Annotated in this window: 17 protein-coding genes and 1 pseudogene; 7 read left to right on the forward strand and 11 right to left on the reverse strand. The window is 67.5% G+C overall.

The window, feature by feature from the left end; all coding sequences use genetic code 11:
* The first annotated feature begins 148 nt into the window (after positions 1-148).
* Positions 149-1,192 carry a threonine aldolase family protein gene (locus MFF26_RS14635; RefSeq protein ID WP_137829332.1) on the forward strand — a complete coding sequence of 348 codons (1,044 nt, stop codon included), beginning with the start codon at positions 149-151 and terminating at the stop codon, positions 1,190-1,192.
* Here the strand turns inward: MFF26_RS14635 and MFF26_RS14640 are convergent.
* The 3 genes from MFF26_RS14640 to MFF26_RS14650 form a co-directional block, all read right to left on the reverse strand.
* Positions 1,189-1,740: a Uma2 family endonuclease gene (locus tag MFF26_RS14640; protein WP_137829331.1), complete on the reverse strand. Its 552-nt coding sequence runs from the start codon at positions 1,738-1,740 to the stop codon at positions 1,189-1,191. The genes MFF26_RS14635 and MFF26_RS14640 overlap by 4 nt on opposite strands.
* A gap of 46 nt (positions 1,741-1,786) precedes the next feature.
* Positions 1,787-2,110: a hypothetical protein gene (locus MFF26_RS14645; RefSeq protein ID WP_137829330.1), complete on the reverse strand. Its 324-nt coding sequence runs from the start codon at positions 2,108-2,110 to the stop codon at positions 1,787-1,789.
* A 96-nt stretch (positions 2,111-2,206) separates the two neighbouring features.
* The gene (locus MFF26_RS14650) at positions 2,207-3,520 is read right to left on the reverse strand and encodes a glycosyltransferase (protein ID WP_137829329.1); all 1,314 of its coding nucleotides are present in this window, start codon (positions 3,518-3,520) and stop codon (positions 2,207-2,209) included.
* Positions 3,521-4,105: 585 nt separating this feature from the next.
* Between MFF26_RS14650 and cobF the strand changes: the two genes are divergently transcribed.
* Positions 4,106-4,879: a precorrin-6A synthase (deacetylating) gene (gene cobF / locus MFF26_RS14655; RefSeq protein WP_137829328.1), complete on the forward strand. Its 774-nt coding sequence runs from the start codon at positions 4,106-4,108 to the stop codon at positions 4,877-4,879.
* Positions 4,880-5,280: 401 nt separating this feature from the next.
* Positions 5,281-5,649 (forward strand): hypothetical protein, encoded by a 369-nt coding sequence (locus MFF26_RS14660; protein WP_137829327.1) that lies wholly within the window; start codon positions 5,281-5,283, stop codon positions 5,647-5,649.
* Positions 5,650-5,654: 5 nt separating this feature from the next.
* Here the strand turns inward: MFF26_RS14660 and MFF26_RS14665 are convergent, their stop codons facing one another.
* On the reverse strand, positions 5,655-6,194 hold the full coding sequence (locus MFF26_RS14665) for a CxxCxxCC domain-containing protein (RefSeq protein WP_137829326.1): 540 nt from the start codon (positions 6,192-6,194) through the stop codon (positions 5,655-5,657).
* Between the two features lie 115 nt (positions 6,195-6,309).
* Between MFF26_RS14665 and MFF26_RS14670 the strand changes: the two genes are divergently transcribed.
* From MFF26_RS14670 to MFF26_RS14680, 3 genes and pseudogenes are all read left to right on the forward strand, one after another.
* Positions 6,310-7,701 carry an aminotransferase gene (locus MFF26_RS14670; protein WP_137829325.1) on the forward strand — a complete coding sequence of 464 codons (1,392 nt, stop codon included), beginning with the start codon at positions 6,310-6,312 and terminating at the stop codon, positions 7,699-7,701.
* 351 nt (positions 7,702-8,052) lie between these two features.
* Entirely contained in the window at positions 8,053-8,268 is a 216-nt protein-coding gene (locus MFF26_RS14675) for a hypothetical protein (protein ID WP_137829324.1), read from the forward strand.
* 45 nt (positions 8,269-8,313) lie between these two features.
* Positions 8,314-9,230 (forward strand): annotated as a pseudogene (locus MFF26_RS14680) (metallophosphoesterase).
* A gap of 3 nt (positions 9,231-9,233) precedes the next feature.
* Here the strand turns inward: MFF26_RS14680 and MFF26_RS14685 are convergent.
* The 6 genes from MFF26_RS14685 to MFF26_RS14710 all read right to left on the reverse strand — a co-directional run bounded on the left by MFF26_RS14685 (position 9,234) and on the right by MFF26_RS14710 (position 12,835).
* Complete coding sequence (locus tag MFF26_RS14685) at positions 9,234-9,509, reverse strand: hypothetical protein (RefSeq protein WP_137829322.1); 276 nt, start codon at positions 9,507-9,509, stop codon at positions 9,234-9,236.
* Positions 9,510-9,519: 10 nt separating this feature from the next.
* On the reverse strand, positions 9,520-9,732 hold the full coding sequence (locus MFF26_RS14690) for a hypothetical protein (RefSeq protein WP_137829321.1): 213 nt from the start codon (positions 9,730-9,732) through the stop codon (positions 9,520-9,522).
* Positions 9,733-9,852: 120 nt separating this feature from the next.
* Positions 9,853-10,782: a DNA-3-methyladenine glycosylase family protein gene (locus MFF26_RS14695; RefSeq protein ID WP_238308137.1), complete on the reverse strand. Its 930-nt coding sequence runs from the start codon at positions 10,780-10,782 to the stop codon at positions 9,853-9,855.
* Positions 10,783-10,821: 39 nt separating this feature from the next.
* On the reverse strand, positions 10,822-11,109 hold the full coding sequence (locus MFF26_RS14700; RefSeq protein ID WP_137829319.1) for a hypothetical protein: 288 nt from the start codon (positions 11,107-11,109) through the stop codon (positions 10,822-10,824).
* Positions 11,110-11,248: 139 nt separating this feature from the next.
* Positions 11,249-12,409, reverse strand: a complete 1,161-nt coding sequence (gene rnd / locus MFF26_RS14705) for a ribonuclease D (RefSeq protein WP_137829318.1) — start codon at positions 12,407-12,409, stop codon at positions 11,249-11,251.
* Positions 12,410-12,481: 72 nt separating this feature from the next.
* Positions 12,482-12,835 carry a hypothetical protein gene (locus MFF26_RS14710; protein ID WP_137829352.1) on the reverse strand — a complete coding sequence of 118 codons (354 nt, stop codon included), beginning with the start codon at positions 12,833-12,835 and terminating at the stop codon, positions 12,482-12,484.
* Positions 12,836-13,031: 196 nt separating this feature from the next.
* On the opposite strand from MFF26_RS14710, the gene MFF26_RS14715 reads away from it, so the two are divergent.
* Positions 13,032-14,270, forward strand: a complete 1,239-nt coding sequence (locus MFF26_RS14715; protein ID WP_171015459.1) for a D-alanyl-D-alanine carboxypeptidase family protein — start codon at positions 13,032-13,034, stop codon at positions 14,268-14,270.
* A 103-nt stretch (positions 14,271-14,373) separates the two neighbouring features.
* On the opposite strand, the gene MFF26_RS14720 is transcribed toward MFF26_RS14715, so the two are convergent.
* A complete protein-coding gene (locus MFF26_RS14720; RefSeq protein ID WP_137829317.1) occupies positions 14,374-16,239 on the reverse strand; it encodes an AsmA family protein in 1,866 nt (621 codons plus the stop codon).
* Positions 16,240-16,330 lie beyond the last annotated feature (91 nt).

The following is a 16,330-nucleotide window of genomic DNA, read 5'->3' on the forward strand; positions in this document are numbered from 1 at the left end:
CAGTGCCCACCTCCCGACTTCGTGAGCCGGTTGAAAACTTGGTCGACCATCTTGGACCATGCCTGAGAACGAGCTTGGCACGGTTTGAATTTTTCATGCAATATCGTTCCGAGGCCTCCTGCATCCGGTGCCGAGACACAGATTTCCGATGATCGACCTGTTCAGCGATACCCAGACCCGGCCGACGCCCGGCATGCGCGAGGCCATGGCGCGGGCCGAGGTCGGTGACGAACAATCGGGCTCGGACCCGAGCACCAACGCGCTGTGCGAGCGTGTAGCAGCGATGCTGGGACTCGAAGCCGGGGTGTTCATGCCATCCGGGACGATGTGCAACCTCGCCTCGATCCTGGTTCATACGCGCCGGGGCGACGAGATCATCGTCGACGACCAGTCCCATATCTACAACACCGAGGCCGCGGGCGCTGCGGCCCTCGGCGGCGTCTCGGTGCGCGCCCTCCCGACGCGGGTCGGGCTGTTCACGGCCGAGGCTGTCGCGGCCGCGATCCGCGCGCCGCAGCGCACGGCACCGCGTTCGTCGCTCGTCTCGATCGAGCAAACCACCAGTTTCTCCGGCGGCACGGTCTGGGATCTCGCCGAGATGCGCCGCATCCGCGACGTTGCGCAGGCGCGCGGGCTGGTGGCGCATATCGACGGGGCACGTCTCCTCAACGCCGTCGCCGCCACCGGCATCCCGGCGGCCGACTACGCTCGCGGCTTCGACAGTGCCTGGATCGACCTCAGCAAGGGTCTGGGCTGCCCGGTCGGTGCGGTTCTGTGCGGGTCTTCCGCCTTCGTCGAGGCGGCGTGGCAGTGGAAGTACCGGCTCGGCGGCGCCATGCGCCAGTCGGGCGTGCTCGCGGCTGCCGGGCTCTACGCCCTCGATCACCACCTGGATCGGCTCGCGCAGGACAATGCCAACGCGGCTCGGCTCCACCGCGCCGTCGCCGACCTCCCGGGCCTGGGTTTCGATCCGACGGCGGGGCAGTCGAATATCCTCTACTTCTCGGTCGAGGGCCTTGGAATCACGGCCGCCGCGTTCGCCGCTGCCTGTCTCGAAGAGGGTGTGCGCGTGCGGGCGCTCGGCACCCATCATATCCGCGCCACCACCCATCTCGATGTGAGCGAGACCGAGATCGAGCAAGCGTCCGCCGTTCTGCGGGCAACGGCGCTCGCCTTCGCGGCGCGCGATTAACCGTCGAACAGGGTGGCCAGGGGCAGGCTCAGGCCCGGCGGGTCGAGATCCACCATTCCGCCGGCGGCGATCCGGGTCTCGATCAGGTCATTGGCGGCGCGGCGGTGATGGATGATCGTGCGCCGCTTGGGATCGACGATCAGGTAATGCATCACGCTCGGCAGACGAAAATAGCCGTCGAGCTTGATTCCGGTGTCGATCCCCTTCGTGCGGGGCGACAGAACTTCGACGACGATCAACGGCGCGGGGACGGCAATTGCGCCGGGATCGAGAGGTTCACCGCAATACACGAGCGCATCCGGCTCGAAGACCGTTCCGTCATCGATCCTAACGGACAAACCGTCGGGCAACATGCGGCACGGGAGGTCGCCGACCCGCAACGCAGACCTCAGCGCCAATTGCACGGCGAACTTGATTTCCGCGTGCCGAACACGCTCCGGCGACTTCGCCACGACCTCACCGTCGAGGAGCTCATGGCGTCCCGGCCGTCCCTCGGCCCAGGCCAGGAACGCGTCGACATTCATGCCGGGCTTGGACTGGACGCTCATAGGCGTAACCCTTTCACGGGGCCCCTAGGTCGCGACGGCGAAATCGCTACGGCTGGAGTGCCTTGACCTCGCACTGTGCGTAGTCGGAACTCGCCTTCACATAGGCGTTCAGCCGTTGCAGATAGGCCTCCGCGAGCGGCCGGAACGCCTGAGCCTGGGCATTATAGGCCTTCACGGCATCGTTGTAGGTATAGGCTTCCCAGCCGGGGCATCCCCCCTTGGCATCGAGGCAAGCGGGTTTGTCCGGACGCTTGGGTTTCTCCGGGCGCGCCTCGGCGGGCGGCGGAGCCGGCGGCGTGCAGGGAGCGGCCAGGGCCGGATCGGCGAACATGCCGAACAGGCAGAGCGCCGCGCATCTCGGAAGCGTCATCATCGCCCTCTCCCCACCCATCCATGGTCGCCGCCGCTTTTCCCGAGCGGGGGGAAGCGCGTCAAGGAAACGGTTCGGGATCCTGCCCACGTCGTTTCAGGCGGCAGGGATCGGTCGATCCCGGAGTTGCGCGCGGGCGAGGGCGTCGATCCGCGCGGCGGCGAGGCTGACGCCAGGGTCTCCGGTCAAGCGCTGAGCGACAGCCGCCGCGGCCTCCGCCAAGCCCGGATCGGACACAGCGCGGGAAATCCGCCCGGCGAGATCCTCGGCGCCGACCTGCCGCAAGGGAACGGGCACCTCGCTCGCGCCGAGGTCTGCGACGCGCCGGCCCCAGAAGACCTGATCACCCCATTGCGGAAGGATCACGCTCGGGCGCCCGGCCCGCAGGGCCGCCGCCAGGGTCGAGGGATCGCCGTGATGCACCGCAGCGGCGGTGCGGGGGAGCAACAGCGGGGGATCGATCGCCTCGCTCCAGGCTAGGTTCGGCGATGGGCGCAGGGGAGGAGTGAATTCTCCCGGTGCGGTCCTCAGGATCGCCCGCCCGCCCCAGCGCTCAAGGGCCGATTCGATGACCGCGCGGCGGCTCTCGGCACCCCAACCCATCGGCCGGAGATCGACGTAGATCGGCGGTGGTCCGGCGGCGAGGAAGGCCTCGATCGGGTCCGGTAGCCGCGCATCCGGATGGGGCGACGCCTGCCAGAACCCGGTCATGAGGACGGGTACGGGCCAGTCGCCGGGATCGGGGCTCAGCACGGGGCTCCAGGCGGCGACGTGATGCAGACCGGCGAGATCGGCCGTCATCGGGTTGCCGAAGGCACTCGCGGATGAGTGACCGCCGTGGCGCCGACGGATCTCGGCGAAGGAGCGTCGCCCGAACCACGACAGGAGGCGGAAGGCCTCGTAGCTGAGGCGGTTCTCGATCCGGCCGCGATCATGGCCGCCGAACAGGGCGGCCGACATGGTCCGGGTCGGCAGCATGGGATGGCGCATCACCCGTACGGCGGGCAAGCCGGCCTCGCGGGCGAGCGGCCCGACGAAGAAGGCCAGCGGATCGAACACGACGATGTCCGCGCCGCGCATCTCGATGAGACTCGTCTCGATCAGCGCCGTGAGACGGTCCTGGAGCGCGCGGCGCAAGGCACCGAGCAGCGGCAGATTCGCGAGCAGGGCGGCGGGCTCGGTCCGGCGGATGGGTTCGAAGCGCGGATCGTCCAGTACCTGTCGAAAGCCGTCCCCCGCCTCGATCGGCTCCAGTCCGGACGCCCGGATGCGCCCGTGCGGATCGCGCGTGGTGACGACGCGGACCTCGTGGCCACGTTCCACCAGCGCCTGACCCAGGATGCAGAACGGAGGCAGATCGTCGCCCGTGCCGAAGGTGATGATGACGGTGCGTGGAATGCGACCGATCACAGAAGGTCCGATCTTGTGAGGACTGCGACGGAAGCCGTGACGCCGTGGTCGTCGTTTTGTGCTGTCACGGTCCGACGGGCTGGGCGGGATGAAAATCCGGCACGGATCACGAGCGCGTCGCTGCGTCGTCCAAGAAACGTGTCGCGCGCACGGAGTGCAGCATCCGGATGCAACCCACGTCCTCCGTGCGCGTTCAGCAGTCCCGGAACGGAGATTGACCAGTCATGGGGCTGTTAAGTCTCTGTTAAGGACGTTTCGCCCGCTGGAGCGTTGGATTGCGTGAGTTACGGTGACGAAACGCACCGCGCCATCCCGGCGAAACAGATTAGGAGTTACTTAACGGTTGTGGCGGCCGAGCGGGCCCGCCGACGGAGATAAGCGATGAGCCAGCGCATCGAAGACATCAAGTTCATGGCGACGATGTCCTTCGTCACCCTCTTCGGCACCTGCCTGACCGCCCTGTTCGGCTGAAGCCTCACGTCGCGCACTCCCTTCTTAGGGCAAATCCGTTAAGAAGCCGCTTCCATCGCTCCCGTTCTGAGGGGGCCTTTCCGGGGACGGGATGTCTCCGTGTAGGACGCGGTCGTGCGAACCATCCAAGTCATCGGCATCGGTACCGGCAATCCGGAGCACCTGACCATTCAGGGCATCCGTGCCCTTAACGCAACCGACGTCGTTTTCGCGCTGGACAAGGGCGAGGCCAAAGCCGGCCTCAACGCCGTGCGCCGGACGATCTGTCAGCTCTACGCCGAGCGGCCCGGTTGCCGCTTCGTCGAGGCGCCCGATCCCGAGCGCGACCGCCGACCGACCGATTACAGCGCTGCCGTCGATGATTGGCACGCGGCGCGGGCGGCGCTCTACGAGGACATGATCGCGACCCATCTGGGCGAGGACCAGACCGGCGCCTTCCTGGTCTGGGGTGATCCCGCGCTCTACGACAGCACGCTGCGTATCTTGGAGCGCGTGAGCGCGCGCGGGCGCGTCGCCTTCACGGTGTCGGTGGTGCCCGGAATCACCTCCGTGCAGGCACTCGCCGCGAGTCACCGTATCCCGCTCCACCGCATCGGCGAGCCCGTACAGATCACCACCGGGCGGCGGCTGCGCGACGAAGGCGGAGCCGTTACCGGCGCGACGGTCGTGATGCTGGACGGTGATCCCACCTTCGACGGACTCGATCCCGATCTGGTGATCTATTGGGGCGCGTATCTCGGAACGCCGGACGAGCTTCTATCGACCGGGCGTATCGGCGACGTGGCAGAAAGCATCCATGTCATGCGCGCCGAGGCCCGAGAGCGGCACGGCTGGATCATGGATATCTATCTGCTGATGCCGCGGGGGCGACAGAGCCGCCGCGCGTGAGGCGGCAAGATCCGCTCGACCGAGTGCGATCACATTCGCGATGCGGAGTAAGACCCGATGGATTGGCCAAGAAAAAACGGGCCGGACCATTGTCCGACCCGCTGAGAGGTTCCGGCCGATGCACAAGGGGAATGCGGGGAGGACCAGATGGCCGGGTTGAGAGCCTAACGACCGGCCCCGGTCAGGGTTCCGTTTTTGCCTTCGGAACGGCCCGCTTTTTTTGGGCGCGAGGCATTTCTGCAACGTCCCGAATGGCCTCTCGGCGGTGCCGCAGCGCCGAATCATGCGGACCAAAGCGCAGGTAATACTGTTCTGCATCGGAGCGGCACAGTGAAGGAACCAGCCAACTCGCTGCCGCGTTGTGCCGATATCCTGTCAAGCTCCCCTCGGAGATCGCAAAGATGCTTCGGCCCGGCTTCGTTCTCGGCGTGACTGGTCCTGCTGCGATCCTGACCCTGCTCACGTTGCCGCTCGTTCGCTACGGCGCCGATGCCATGGCCGCGCCCGCTCCGGCGCCTCGCATCGCTCTCGAAGCGCCGGTCGCTTCGCCCCTGCCGGGCCTGCGTCCCTACAACACCGCCATCAGCCCGATCCACGTCGCCACGGCGCCCCGCCCGGTCCACCAGCTCCAGCCGGTGGCACCGACCCGCGCGGTGGAGGAGATCCCGGTCAAGCCGCGTCGTCTGACGCGCGAGGGATGCGAGACGCCGATCAGTTCGCTTGCGGGGCCGGAGGCCCGTCGCATGGTGCCGGGCCGCTGCATGGCCTGAGCGGTTCAGGCGGAGCCGCGCACCTTCTCGACATCCGCCGTCAGTCCGGTCGGCGTCATGCGCTCTCGGGCCACCAGTCGGTCGCCGGGGCCGAATGACCCCAACGGCACGTCCCGATCCGGCAGCACCACCGTCGTGACGGCGCCAGTGTGGACCAGCACATAGCGCTGAAGTGGTAGGGACGCCGCCGCCCACCGCCGAAGCTGATCGTGATAGGGCGCCCGCTTCCAGGAATTGGCCTGCCCCGGATCGACCTGCACATTCATGAAGCGGGTGACGGGGTCCAGGCTTAACACCATCTTGGCCCGATCCGGACGCCATTCCGGACCCATCCACTCCTCCGTCATCCAGAGGCAGTGGAAGGCGCGGCAATGGTCGGGCCGTTGCGCGTGGATACCGCAACCGCTGCCCGCTTTCAGGTGCTTGCACCAGCGCCCGGCGGGACTTTCCACCGCCGGCACCTCGTAGACCTTGCAGCACAGGGTGCACGGACCGCATGCGCGGCCTGGGGCGGGCTTGGCGATGACGGTGGCGGGATCGAGCATCGGCGAAACGTTCCGGGCGGCCTGCGCGGGTGCAATGCCTTCCTGCGCAGGATTGCGGTCGTTAGTGTGGCGGTGTGCCGGCCATTCCCGTCGGCGAAGCCGATGATCCGCCGCCATGCTGTCGAACATCGCCGCCCGCGACGTCGAGACCCTGATCCATCCCTACACCAACCTCTCCACCTTCCGAGAGACGGGCCCGCTGGTATTGGAGCGCGGACACGGCGTCTGGGTCTACGATTCCGATGGGCGACCCTATCTCGAAGGCATGGCCGGGCTGTGGTGCACCGCGCTCGGCTACGGCAACGAGGAGCTGGTCGAGGCGGCGTCCGAGCAGATGGGCAAGCTCCCCTTCGCCCATCTCTTCTCCGGTCGCAGCCACGATCCGGCGATCGAGCTGGCCGAGACGCTCAAGGAATTGATGCCGGTCCCGACTTCGAAGATCTTCTTCACGTCGTCGGGGTCGGAGGCCAACGATGCGCAGATCAAGCTTCTCTGGTACATGAACAATGCCCTCGGGCGTCCGCGGAAGAAGAAGATCATCGGCCGCCGCAAGGGCTATCACGGCGTCACGGTCGCCACCGCGTCGCTGACCGGGTTGCCGGCCAATCACGCCGACTGGGATCTGCCGATCCCCGGCTTCCTCCACGCCGCCTGTCCGCACCATTATCGCGGCGCCGAGCCCGGCGAGAGCGAGCAGGCCTATTCCGAGCGCCTTGCGGCCGAACTGGAGGCGCAGATCCTCGCCGAGGATCCGGAGACGGTCGCGGCATTCTTCGTCGAGCCGGTGATGGGAGCGGGCGGCGCGATCGTCCCGCCGGCCGGATATTTCGCGGCGATTCAGCCGGTGTTGGACCGCTACGACGTGCGGCTCATCGCCGACGAAGTGATCTGCGGCTTCGGTCGCCTCGGCACGTGGTTCGGCTCCGAAGCGCTCGGCATCCGCCCCCATACCCTGTCCTTCGCCAAGGCGCTGACCTCCGGCTACCTGCCGCTCGGCGGCATCAGCATCGACGAACCGCTCTATCGCGCGATGCTGGACGAGAGCGCCAAGCTCGGCGGCTTCGGCCACGGCACGACCTATTCGGGTCATCCGGTCGCCTGTGCGGTGGCGAACCGCACCCTCCACATCTACCGGCGCGATCGCATCATCGAGCGCGCGGCGGAGAAGGCGCCGCATTTCCAGGCGCGGCTCTCGGAATTGGCCGATCATCCCCTCGTCGGCGAGGCGCGGGGACTCGGCCTGATCGGGGGTGTCGAACTCGTCGCCGACAAGGTCGACAAGCGACAATACCCGCCCAAGGCCGGGGTCGCGGCCCGGTGTGTCGCCTTCGCTCAGGACGAAGGACTGATCGTTCGCTTCCTGATGGGTGACCGTATCGCGGTCTGCCCGCCGCTCATCATCGAACGCGATGAGATCGACACGCTGTTCGAGCGGTTGCGCCGCGCCCTCGACCGCACCGCGTCCTGGATCGCTCAGGAAGGACTCGAGCCGATGCCGGCAGTCTGAGATGATGAATTTTGAATACGCGGGCTGGCGGCGAGTACGGGCGAAGCAGCCTTCTCATCCAACACATCTTTGCTGAATGCGCTGCAAGATACGGGATGTTGCACAGCAGTATCGGTGAGCGGAAAACGTGTGGCATCGAGGCTGCTCATTTCGGCATCGTGCCCGAAAAGCAGCCTTATCGGAAACCTTAAGCTTCCGTTCAGGTGAACGGTTCGATCAATGTGGCATAGCCGACTTCGCAATCTCGCCATCAAGCGATTGTTGAGTGGGCGGCGTCCGGCCCCGAGCCGGACGGAGATCGAACCGAAACGCCCCGCCGGGTCGTCCCGCCACCGAACCAGGACAGGATCCATGTACGCCCCCAGCCGCACCTCGACGTTCGCGATACAGCCGGGCAGTGCCGCCCGCGTGTCGGTGTCCGAGGATCGCGAGAGCTTCCGTCCCGTCGCCCTGCCGGCGCTCGCCGCCGCCATGCAGGTCAATGCTGCCGCCACCGCGTCGGCCCGCGCGGAAGCCGCCGCCCGGCAGAAGTTTCGGTTCGTCCACGAGGACGAACCCGTAGAATAAGAGGCTGGGACTTGACGTGGCCGCCGGAGCGATTGCTCTGGCGGCATGCTCATCCTCCCCACACGCAGGCAGGTCCTGACAGGTTTGGGCGCTTCGGTGCTCGGCCTCGGCGCATCGACGGGCGCCTACGCTTTCGCGATCGAGCCGCGTTTCCGGCTCGTGGTTACCCCTATTCGTTGACGCCGCCGGGCTGGACCCCCGGACTGACCCTCCGCGTGGCGGTGATCGCGGACATCCATGTCTGCGAGCCGTGGATGCCGCTCGACCGGGTGGCCGAGATTGTGGACGCGACCAATGCCCTCGCTCCCGATCTCGTGCTGCTGCTCGGCGATTATCCGGCATCCCGCACGGTCGCATGGCACAAGGTGCCGCTGCCCGATCTCGTCCGGTTGTTCGATGGCCTGAAATCGCCGTTGGGCACTTACGCGGTGCTCGGCAACCACGATTGGTGGGATGACCGGGCGGCGATGGTCGCGCGGCGTGGGCCGGTCGAATCGCATCGGCTACTGGAGGCGCGGGGCATCCCGGTACTGGACAACGACGCGCGGCGGCTCACGAAGGACGGGCACCCGTTCTGGCTTGCCGGTCTGGGCGACCAGGAGCCCTTCCTGCCCCTTGGTGATCCTCGCAGCCTTGCCGACATTCCGGGAACCTTGGCCCGCGTCACCGACGACGCGCCCGTCCTGTTGATGGCGCACGAGCCCGACATTTTCACGAAGGTGCCGCGCCGGGTATCCCTGACGCTGTCGGGGCATACCCATGGTGGGCAGATCCGCATGTTCGGGATCTCGCCCGCCCTCCTCGGATCATCGCGGGAGCGCTACGCTTACGGCCACGTCGTGGAGGATGGGCGTCACCTGATCGTGTCGGGCGGTCTCGGCGTCAGCAAGGTAGCGGTGCGGTTCGGAGTCCCCCCGGAGATCGTGCTCCTGACGCTCGGGCAAGCATCGCCGACCGCCTGACCCTCACGGTTCGTCGTCATCGAGATCGCGCAGGCCCGCCCAGGTCTTCCAGTCGCCCCAGGCCTCATTGAGGGCGGTGATCGCGCCCGCGCGGTCCTCGGCGACGCCGCCGCGCCGGAAGGGCAGGCCGCCGATGTCGAGGTTCATGCCCCAGGACCATTGCTCGGATCCGGGCCGGGCGCTGATACAGTCGATGCGTCCGACGATGAGCGCACCGCTCGTGGCGAAGTAAGTTTCCCGCGGGTGGTCCTTCAGTCGCGTGTAGACGAGGGCCGCCATGACATCGGGTTCAGCGTCGTGCGGTTGGTGGGACGTGCAGGAAGCTGCGTTCGCCGGTGGCCGCCTCGGCGACGTGCTGGATCGTGTCGAGAAGCTGCGCGATCGGTCGGGGCGCTTCCGGTGGGGCCAGCAAATGCGGGGCGACGCGGCGACCGGCGGTGCGGCCGGCGACGATCTGCGCCTCGCTGAGGACGTCGAAACTCCGGCCGGCTCGTCGGGTCATGGCTCCTCCTGGGCTCGGCAGAATATGCCCGATTTTTGGTAAACAGCGCGTTAATTCACGCTGCATCGGACCGGCCTCCGAGTCCGGAAAGAGCCCGCTAACTCACTGTGAAAACAAGATCTATCGGAGCGCCTGACGCGATGCGCCGCGCCTCTCCGCATCCTCCGCCCAGAGGTGGAGCGCGGCGTAGGCCCGCCAGGGCCGCCAAGCTTGCGAGCGGGCCAGCAGCGCGGTCCGACTCGGACGACCCTGGCCGCCATCGAGCGCCCGCATCAACCCGATATCGCCCGGAGGAAAGGCATCGGCCTGACCGAGCGCCCGCATGGCGACGTAGTGGGCTGTCCATGGGCCGATGCCGGGCAGCGACGTCAGCCGCGCGACGCTCTCGTCCAGGCCGAGCCCGATCGCGAACAGGTCGGGCGCATGAAGGAAGGCTGAGGCGAGCGATTGGATCGCCCGTCCGCGGGCGCGCGGCATGTTGAGCCTCAACGAGATGTCCGCCTCCACGAGCTGGCCCGGCTCGGGGAAGACATGCGTTAGACCGGCTCCGGCCATGGCGGCCGGGAGTGGCGTGCCGAAGGCGGAAACGAGACGCCCCGCCAGTTGGGTCGCCGCCGCGACCGAGACCTGCTGACCCAGAATCGCCCGAACCGTGAGTTCGAACGGATCGAATGCACCCGGAATCCGCAATCCCGGCCGCCGCTGTACGAGCTCGGCCATGAAGGGATCGTGGCTCAGGCCGGCTGCGACAGATTCGGGATCGGCATCGAGGTCGAACATCGCCCGAAGGCGCGTCTGCATCGCTTCCCGGATGCCGGAAGCCCCTCGTGGCGCATCGAGCCAAACGTGGAGGGCGGTCACGTCCTCAGCGGGTGCGACCCGCAGAATGACGATGTCATCGTCGGTCCGGACCGTTCGGGCGTAAGCCTCCGCCGTGACCGTCTCGATGCCGGGCGTCGCGTGATCGGCGAGGAAGGCTGTCAGCCGGGCCCAATCGAAGGGCGCCCGCAAGGGGAGGGCGTAATCCGGCCGGTACAACGGGTGAGGCAATCGATCCGTCACCGTCTGAGGACGGTTCTTCGGCAAAACTCACACGCGGGCAACCGGTTCGGTCGCCTCGAACTCCGCAGTGTCGCCGACGAGATCCGTGATCGAGATGGCAACCGTGCGGCCATTCTTCAGGGTCAGCACCGAATCCGGCACGAGCCAGATCGGACGCAGCGCGGCATAGGTTCCGATCAGCGTCCCATACGCGGTCACCGAGCCGGATCGGCGTTCGATGACGAGCTTGTAGCGCACCTTGGCCGGCGCCGTGCCCTCGGCCAAGACGGTGCCCCGTCCGCTGGCGACCTGGAGGACTTCGTTCGGCTCGAACATGGACGCGTGCCGCTACGCCAAAACGGGATCATGAGGCAAGATGAATTGCCTGTTGATCCCGGGTTACGGCATCGCATCCCCGCCGCCAAGGGCTCGACGCGCCGTCATCCGCGTTTTCCGGTCATGTCGCGTCCGGTTGTCACGGCTGAGGCACGTCTCGAACCACCACCCGGCCGCGCTCGACGGAGAGCGCCATGCGACCGGCTTTGAGCGCCAGCGCCTTCTCGCCGAACAGGCCGCGGCGCCAGCCTTGCAGCACCGGAGTGTCCTCGGTGCCATCCTCCGCCAAAGCTTCGAGGTCGTCGACCGTGGCGATGATCTTGGGCGCGACGCCCTCTGCTTCGGCCACCGCCTTGAGCAGAACCTTCAGAAGATCGATGAGCGCACCGTTGTTGCCGCCGCGCGTGCGGATGCGCTCCGGCATCGCGATCTGCGAGGGATCGCGGGCGAAGCCGCGCTCCACCGCGGCGAGAATTTCGCCGCCGGTGCGGGACCGTTCGAAACCGGCCGGAATGGTGCGCAGACGCCCGAGCGCCTCGACGCTGCGAGGCGCGGCCGTCGCGATGTCGATGACCGCCTCATCCTTGAGGATGCGCCCCCGCGGCACGTTGCGGCTCTGCGCCTCGGCCTCGCGCCAGCCCGCGACTTCCATCAGAACGGCGATCTCGCGGGGCTTGCGCATGCGGCCCGAGAGCCGTTTCCAGGCGAAGGCCGGATCGGCCCGATAAGTTTCCGGAGAGGTCAACACCGCCATCTCTTCGTCGAGCCACAATCCGCGATCGGTGCGCAGCAGCTCGGCGGCGAGCACTTGGTAGATCGTGACGAGATGGGTCACGTCGGACAGCGCGTAGGCGAGCTGCGCCTCGGAAAGCGGGCGGCGCGACCAGTCCGTGAAGCGCGAGGACTTGTCGATGCGAGCCTTGGCGACGTCGTTGACGAGTTGTTCGTAGGAGACCGAGTCGCCGTAGCCGCAGACCATCGCGGCGACCTGGGTGTCGAAGAACGGATGCGGCAACAGCCCACCCATCAGCCAGATGATCTCAAGGTCCTGGCGCGCCGAATGAAACACCTTCACTGTGCTCTCATCCGCCATCAGGTCGATGAACGGCTGAAGATCGATGCACGGCGCCAGCGGATCGACGAGGCAAGCCGTGCCGTCCGGCCCTGCCATCTGGATCAGGCAGAGTTTCGGATAGTAGGTCGTCTCGCGCATGAACTCCGTATCGACCGTGACGAACGGCTGTTCGGCGAGGCGGGCGCAGGTTTCGGCAAGGGCCTGGGTGGTGGCGATCAGTTCCATCGCTTGGCTATACCGAACCTCCGGGCCGGCCGCGAGACGACGTTAAGCTGATTTTCCGGGCCGAGAGCGTCTTCATGCGGCCCGTCGGACGCCGCGCGGATGTGCGGCGCGTCTTTGCGCGTCGGCTCGCGCGAGAAGCCAGTCGAGGATGCCGGTCTCGATCCGCTGACCCGTCTTCACGTCGACAAGACGACGGATGCGGTCGGCCCGCAGGCCGCGATAGAGGCCGTGCGCCCTGTCGGTGCCGCCCAGGAGCGTCCTGCCGGGCCCGAGCTTGAGTTCGCGCGCGTCGAGAATGCGGGTCGTCCAGGCGCCGCGGGCATCCTCGTAGACGACCTCGAAACGGCCGGCGAGCGGGATGACTTGCCACGCGGAATGAGCCGCCGCCGGCGGCCTCGTCTGATGAGAAAAGCTGTGGAAATCCATGAGCTTCATATGGGATCGGGGGGAACCCCGAGCAAGCGTGGCAGGTGCCGTCGCGATCCCCTCATGCCCACCGCTTCGTGCGGGGGATTCGCGCGCATTTGCGCTTCGAAATCGTCACCGAACCAAGCTAAGGTCACGCTTGTTGAAGAAGGCTCCCATCCTCGCCGGTGCGAGGCGGGGCCGATGAGAGGCGATCATGCTCACGCGACGATTCCGGACGGCGTGTCTCGCGGTGCCGGCCATGCTGGCCCTCGCACTCGGAGGCATTCTCGACGCGTCACCGGCTCGCGCCCAGAACTTTCAGACGGCGGCGCCGCACGCGATCTTGGTCGATGCCGAGTCCGGCTCCGTGCTGTTCGAGAAGGCCGCCGACGAATTGTTCTCCCCGGCCAGCATGGCCAAGTTGATGACGGCGGAGATCGTGTTCGGCGCCCTGAAAGAGGGCCGCCTCACCATGGACACCGAGTTCACGGTGACCGAGGACGCGTGGCGCCGGGGCGGAGCGGGCGGCGGCGGCTCTTCGATGTTCGCCCAGGTCAACAGCCGCATCAAGCTGTCGGATCTGCTGCGCGGCCTGGTCGTCCAATCGGGCAACGATGCGGCGATCACCATTGCCGAGAACATGGCCGGCACCGAGGAAGCGTTTGCCAACATCATGAACCGTCGTGCCAAGGAGATCGGCATGACGCGATCGACCTTCCGCAACGCGACCGGTTACTCGGCTCCCGACCAGAAGGTCACCGCCCGCGATATGGCGAGGATCGCCCAGCATCTGATCGATACTTATCCGGAATATTACAAGATCTACTCCGAGCGTGAGTTCACCTGGAACAAGATCAAGCAGCAGAACCGCAATCCGCTGCTGACCCTCGATATCGGTGCCGACGGTCTCAAGACCGGCTATCTCGAGGAATCGGGCTACGCACTGACCGGTTCAGCGGTGCAGAACGGCCAGCGGCTCATCATGGTGGTCTCCGGGCTCAAGACGGCACGGGACCGGGCGGCCGAAACGCGCAAGCTGATGGAATGGGGCTTCCGCGCCTTCGAGCCGCGTCAGGTCTTCGCTCAAGGCGAGACGGTGGCCGAGGTCTCCGTATTTGGCGGCGTGAAGGGCTCGGTGCCCGTCGTGGCGAACAAGCCGGTTCGCCTCCTGCTGCCACGGGGATCGTCGGAGAAGGTCTCGGCCCGCGTGGTCTATCAGGGCCCCCTTGCCGCGCCGGTGGAGCCGGGTCGCGAGGTCGCCCGCCTGCGCGTCACACGGGGCGATACGCTCGCCCTGGAGCAGCCGCTCTATGCGGGTGAGGCGGTGGCGGAGGGCACGCTGACCCAGCGCGCTCTGGATGCCGCGATGGAGGTCGGTACCGATCTGATCCGCCGGGCCTTCGACAAGGCCAAGGGCGGTTCGCAGGCCGGCACGGCGAATGGAAACTCTTGAAGCCAGTCGGACAAGCGCCGGGGATTGGCAAGGTCCTCGCCCGGCGTCAGCCTCGTGACGCATGTCACAGGAGCGAGCCGCACCCTGAGCGAGGTTGAAGACCTTACGGAGCCGAGGTCGGTGCGTAAGCCCTGATTCCCAGCGGCAGGTCCGCGCCCGGCCGACGGAACTGGACGGAGGCATTCTCCACCGGTCGCGCCGGAACGGCGGGACCGACGCTCATCCCGTCCCAGGGGCCGGAGAGATCGAAGGCGAAGGCCGGACGGTGCGTGCCTTCGCCGCTGGGGCGCGACGCGACTTCCGCCCGCGCTTCGATGCGGCGTCGGAGAAGGTCGAGGCGTCCGCCGACGGTGGCGGTGAGTGCGCGGGAAACGAGGCTTCCCTCAGCCACCTCGCCGACCCCGTCCGCGATCAGCAGCGACAGGGTGGCATGCTCGTAGGCGGTGCGGCCGTTGCGCCGAGCCAGGGCTCCGGGGGCGACGGTGCCGTTGCGCTGAAGCATGTCCGCCAGATCGAGGCCGGTAATGGCGCCATCCTCGCTGCGCAGAGCGATGCGGCCCGCGAGACTGCCGGTCAGCGTTCCGACATCGCGACCGGCCCCCTCCAGAACGAGGCTGCCGCGGGTCGTTCCCTGGACCCAGCGCTCGCCGCCGAGATCGCCCATCAACGTGCCGAGATCGATGCCGTTGACGTGCCCCTGCGCCTTGACGCGTGTGAGGCCGTCGTCGCCCTCGTCGGAGGTGAGCACGACGCGGCCCTTGACCGTCCCGCCGCGCAGTCCCGCCCGACCGAGGGATGCTTCGATCCCGCGGGCCCGGACCATGACGCCACAGGCGAGATCGGTGACTTGGACAGGACCGAGACGGGCGTTGCCGGCGGAAATCCGCAGGTCGAGGTCGCCGCTGGTCAGCGGCGCCAGGGCAAGCGAACGCTGGCGCCATGCCGGTGGCTCGGCGTCGCCGTCGAAGCCGCCGAGCCGCATCAGCCCAGCCAGCAGGGGCGAGAGGTTGAGGTTGTCGGCGGCGAGGGTCGCCTGGACGGCGTTGCGGTCACCCCCGAAATCGGCTGAACCCGCGCCTTCGAGCACGTTGCCGCCGGTGGTCACCTTCACGCTCGGAAATTGGATCTCCCGCGAGATCGCCTCGAAGGCTCCCTCGACGGTCAGGTCTTCGGCCAGGGGAGCGAGCGCAATGTCGCCGCCGGTCCAGGCCAGGGTCCCGGCGAGCGAGCGGATGCGCAGGGTGCCGGTCCCCGTGGCCTTGAGCCCGCCCTCGCCGAGGCTGCCGCTGCCCTCGGCGGTCAAAGCACCGGTCGGCCATGCCAGGTTGGCCGAGAATGGGCTGGACTGACCTTCGAACAAGGCGTGCGGCTGAAGCTCCGTGAGGGCGAACTGCGCACGCTCGCCGTTCCACGTGAGGCCGCCGATCAGGGCGATGGTCGAGCGCCACACCACGGTTAGTTCGAGATCATTCGCCGTGAGGGGACGACCGTCGCGGGGATCGCGTCCCGTTACGGTGGACCGTGTCAGGACGAGCCGGCGGGGATGGGCGCGGTTCTCGGCGACACCTTTCGCCATGCGCTCGGCGAGGCCGGCCCAGCGGTTGTCATCCGCATCCTGCGGCAGGTGGATTGTGCCGCCGTCGAAGGTCAGCGATTCTACCGTGACGTGGCCGGTCAGGAGGGCGGCGGTGTCGAGCTGAAGCGCAAGCCGCCCGCCCGAAGCCAGGGTGGCTCCGGACGCGGCGCCGTCGTCGAGGCGCACGTTCTCGAAGGTGATGCGGGGCAGCGGCAGCAGCACGATCTCGGTCGCACCGCTCGCGTTCAGGGACACGCCCCAACTTTCCTTCAAGCTTCGGCTGACGAAGCGCGAGAGCCCCGGCGCCTCGATGGACCATGGCAGGCACGCAGCGATCAGCCCGGCAGAGACGATACCGAGGCCGAGGGCAGAGAGGGCGCGGCGCGGCGACATGGCACTCCATGAGGGGGCGAGGCGGGAGCGGCCGGTACCGGTTCGGTGGGCGACCGCTCGTTCCCGCTTCGGGCGCGCCCCGGACACGGGG

The organism is Methylorubrum suomiense, assembly GCF_022179765.1.
In the GTDB taxonomy this organism is placed as follows: domain Bacteria; phylum Pseudomonadota; class Alphaproteobacteria; order Rhizobiales; family Beijerinckiaceae; genus Methylobacterium; species Methylobacterium suomiense.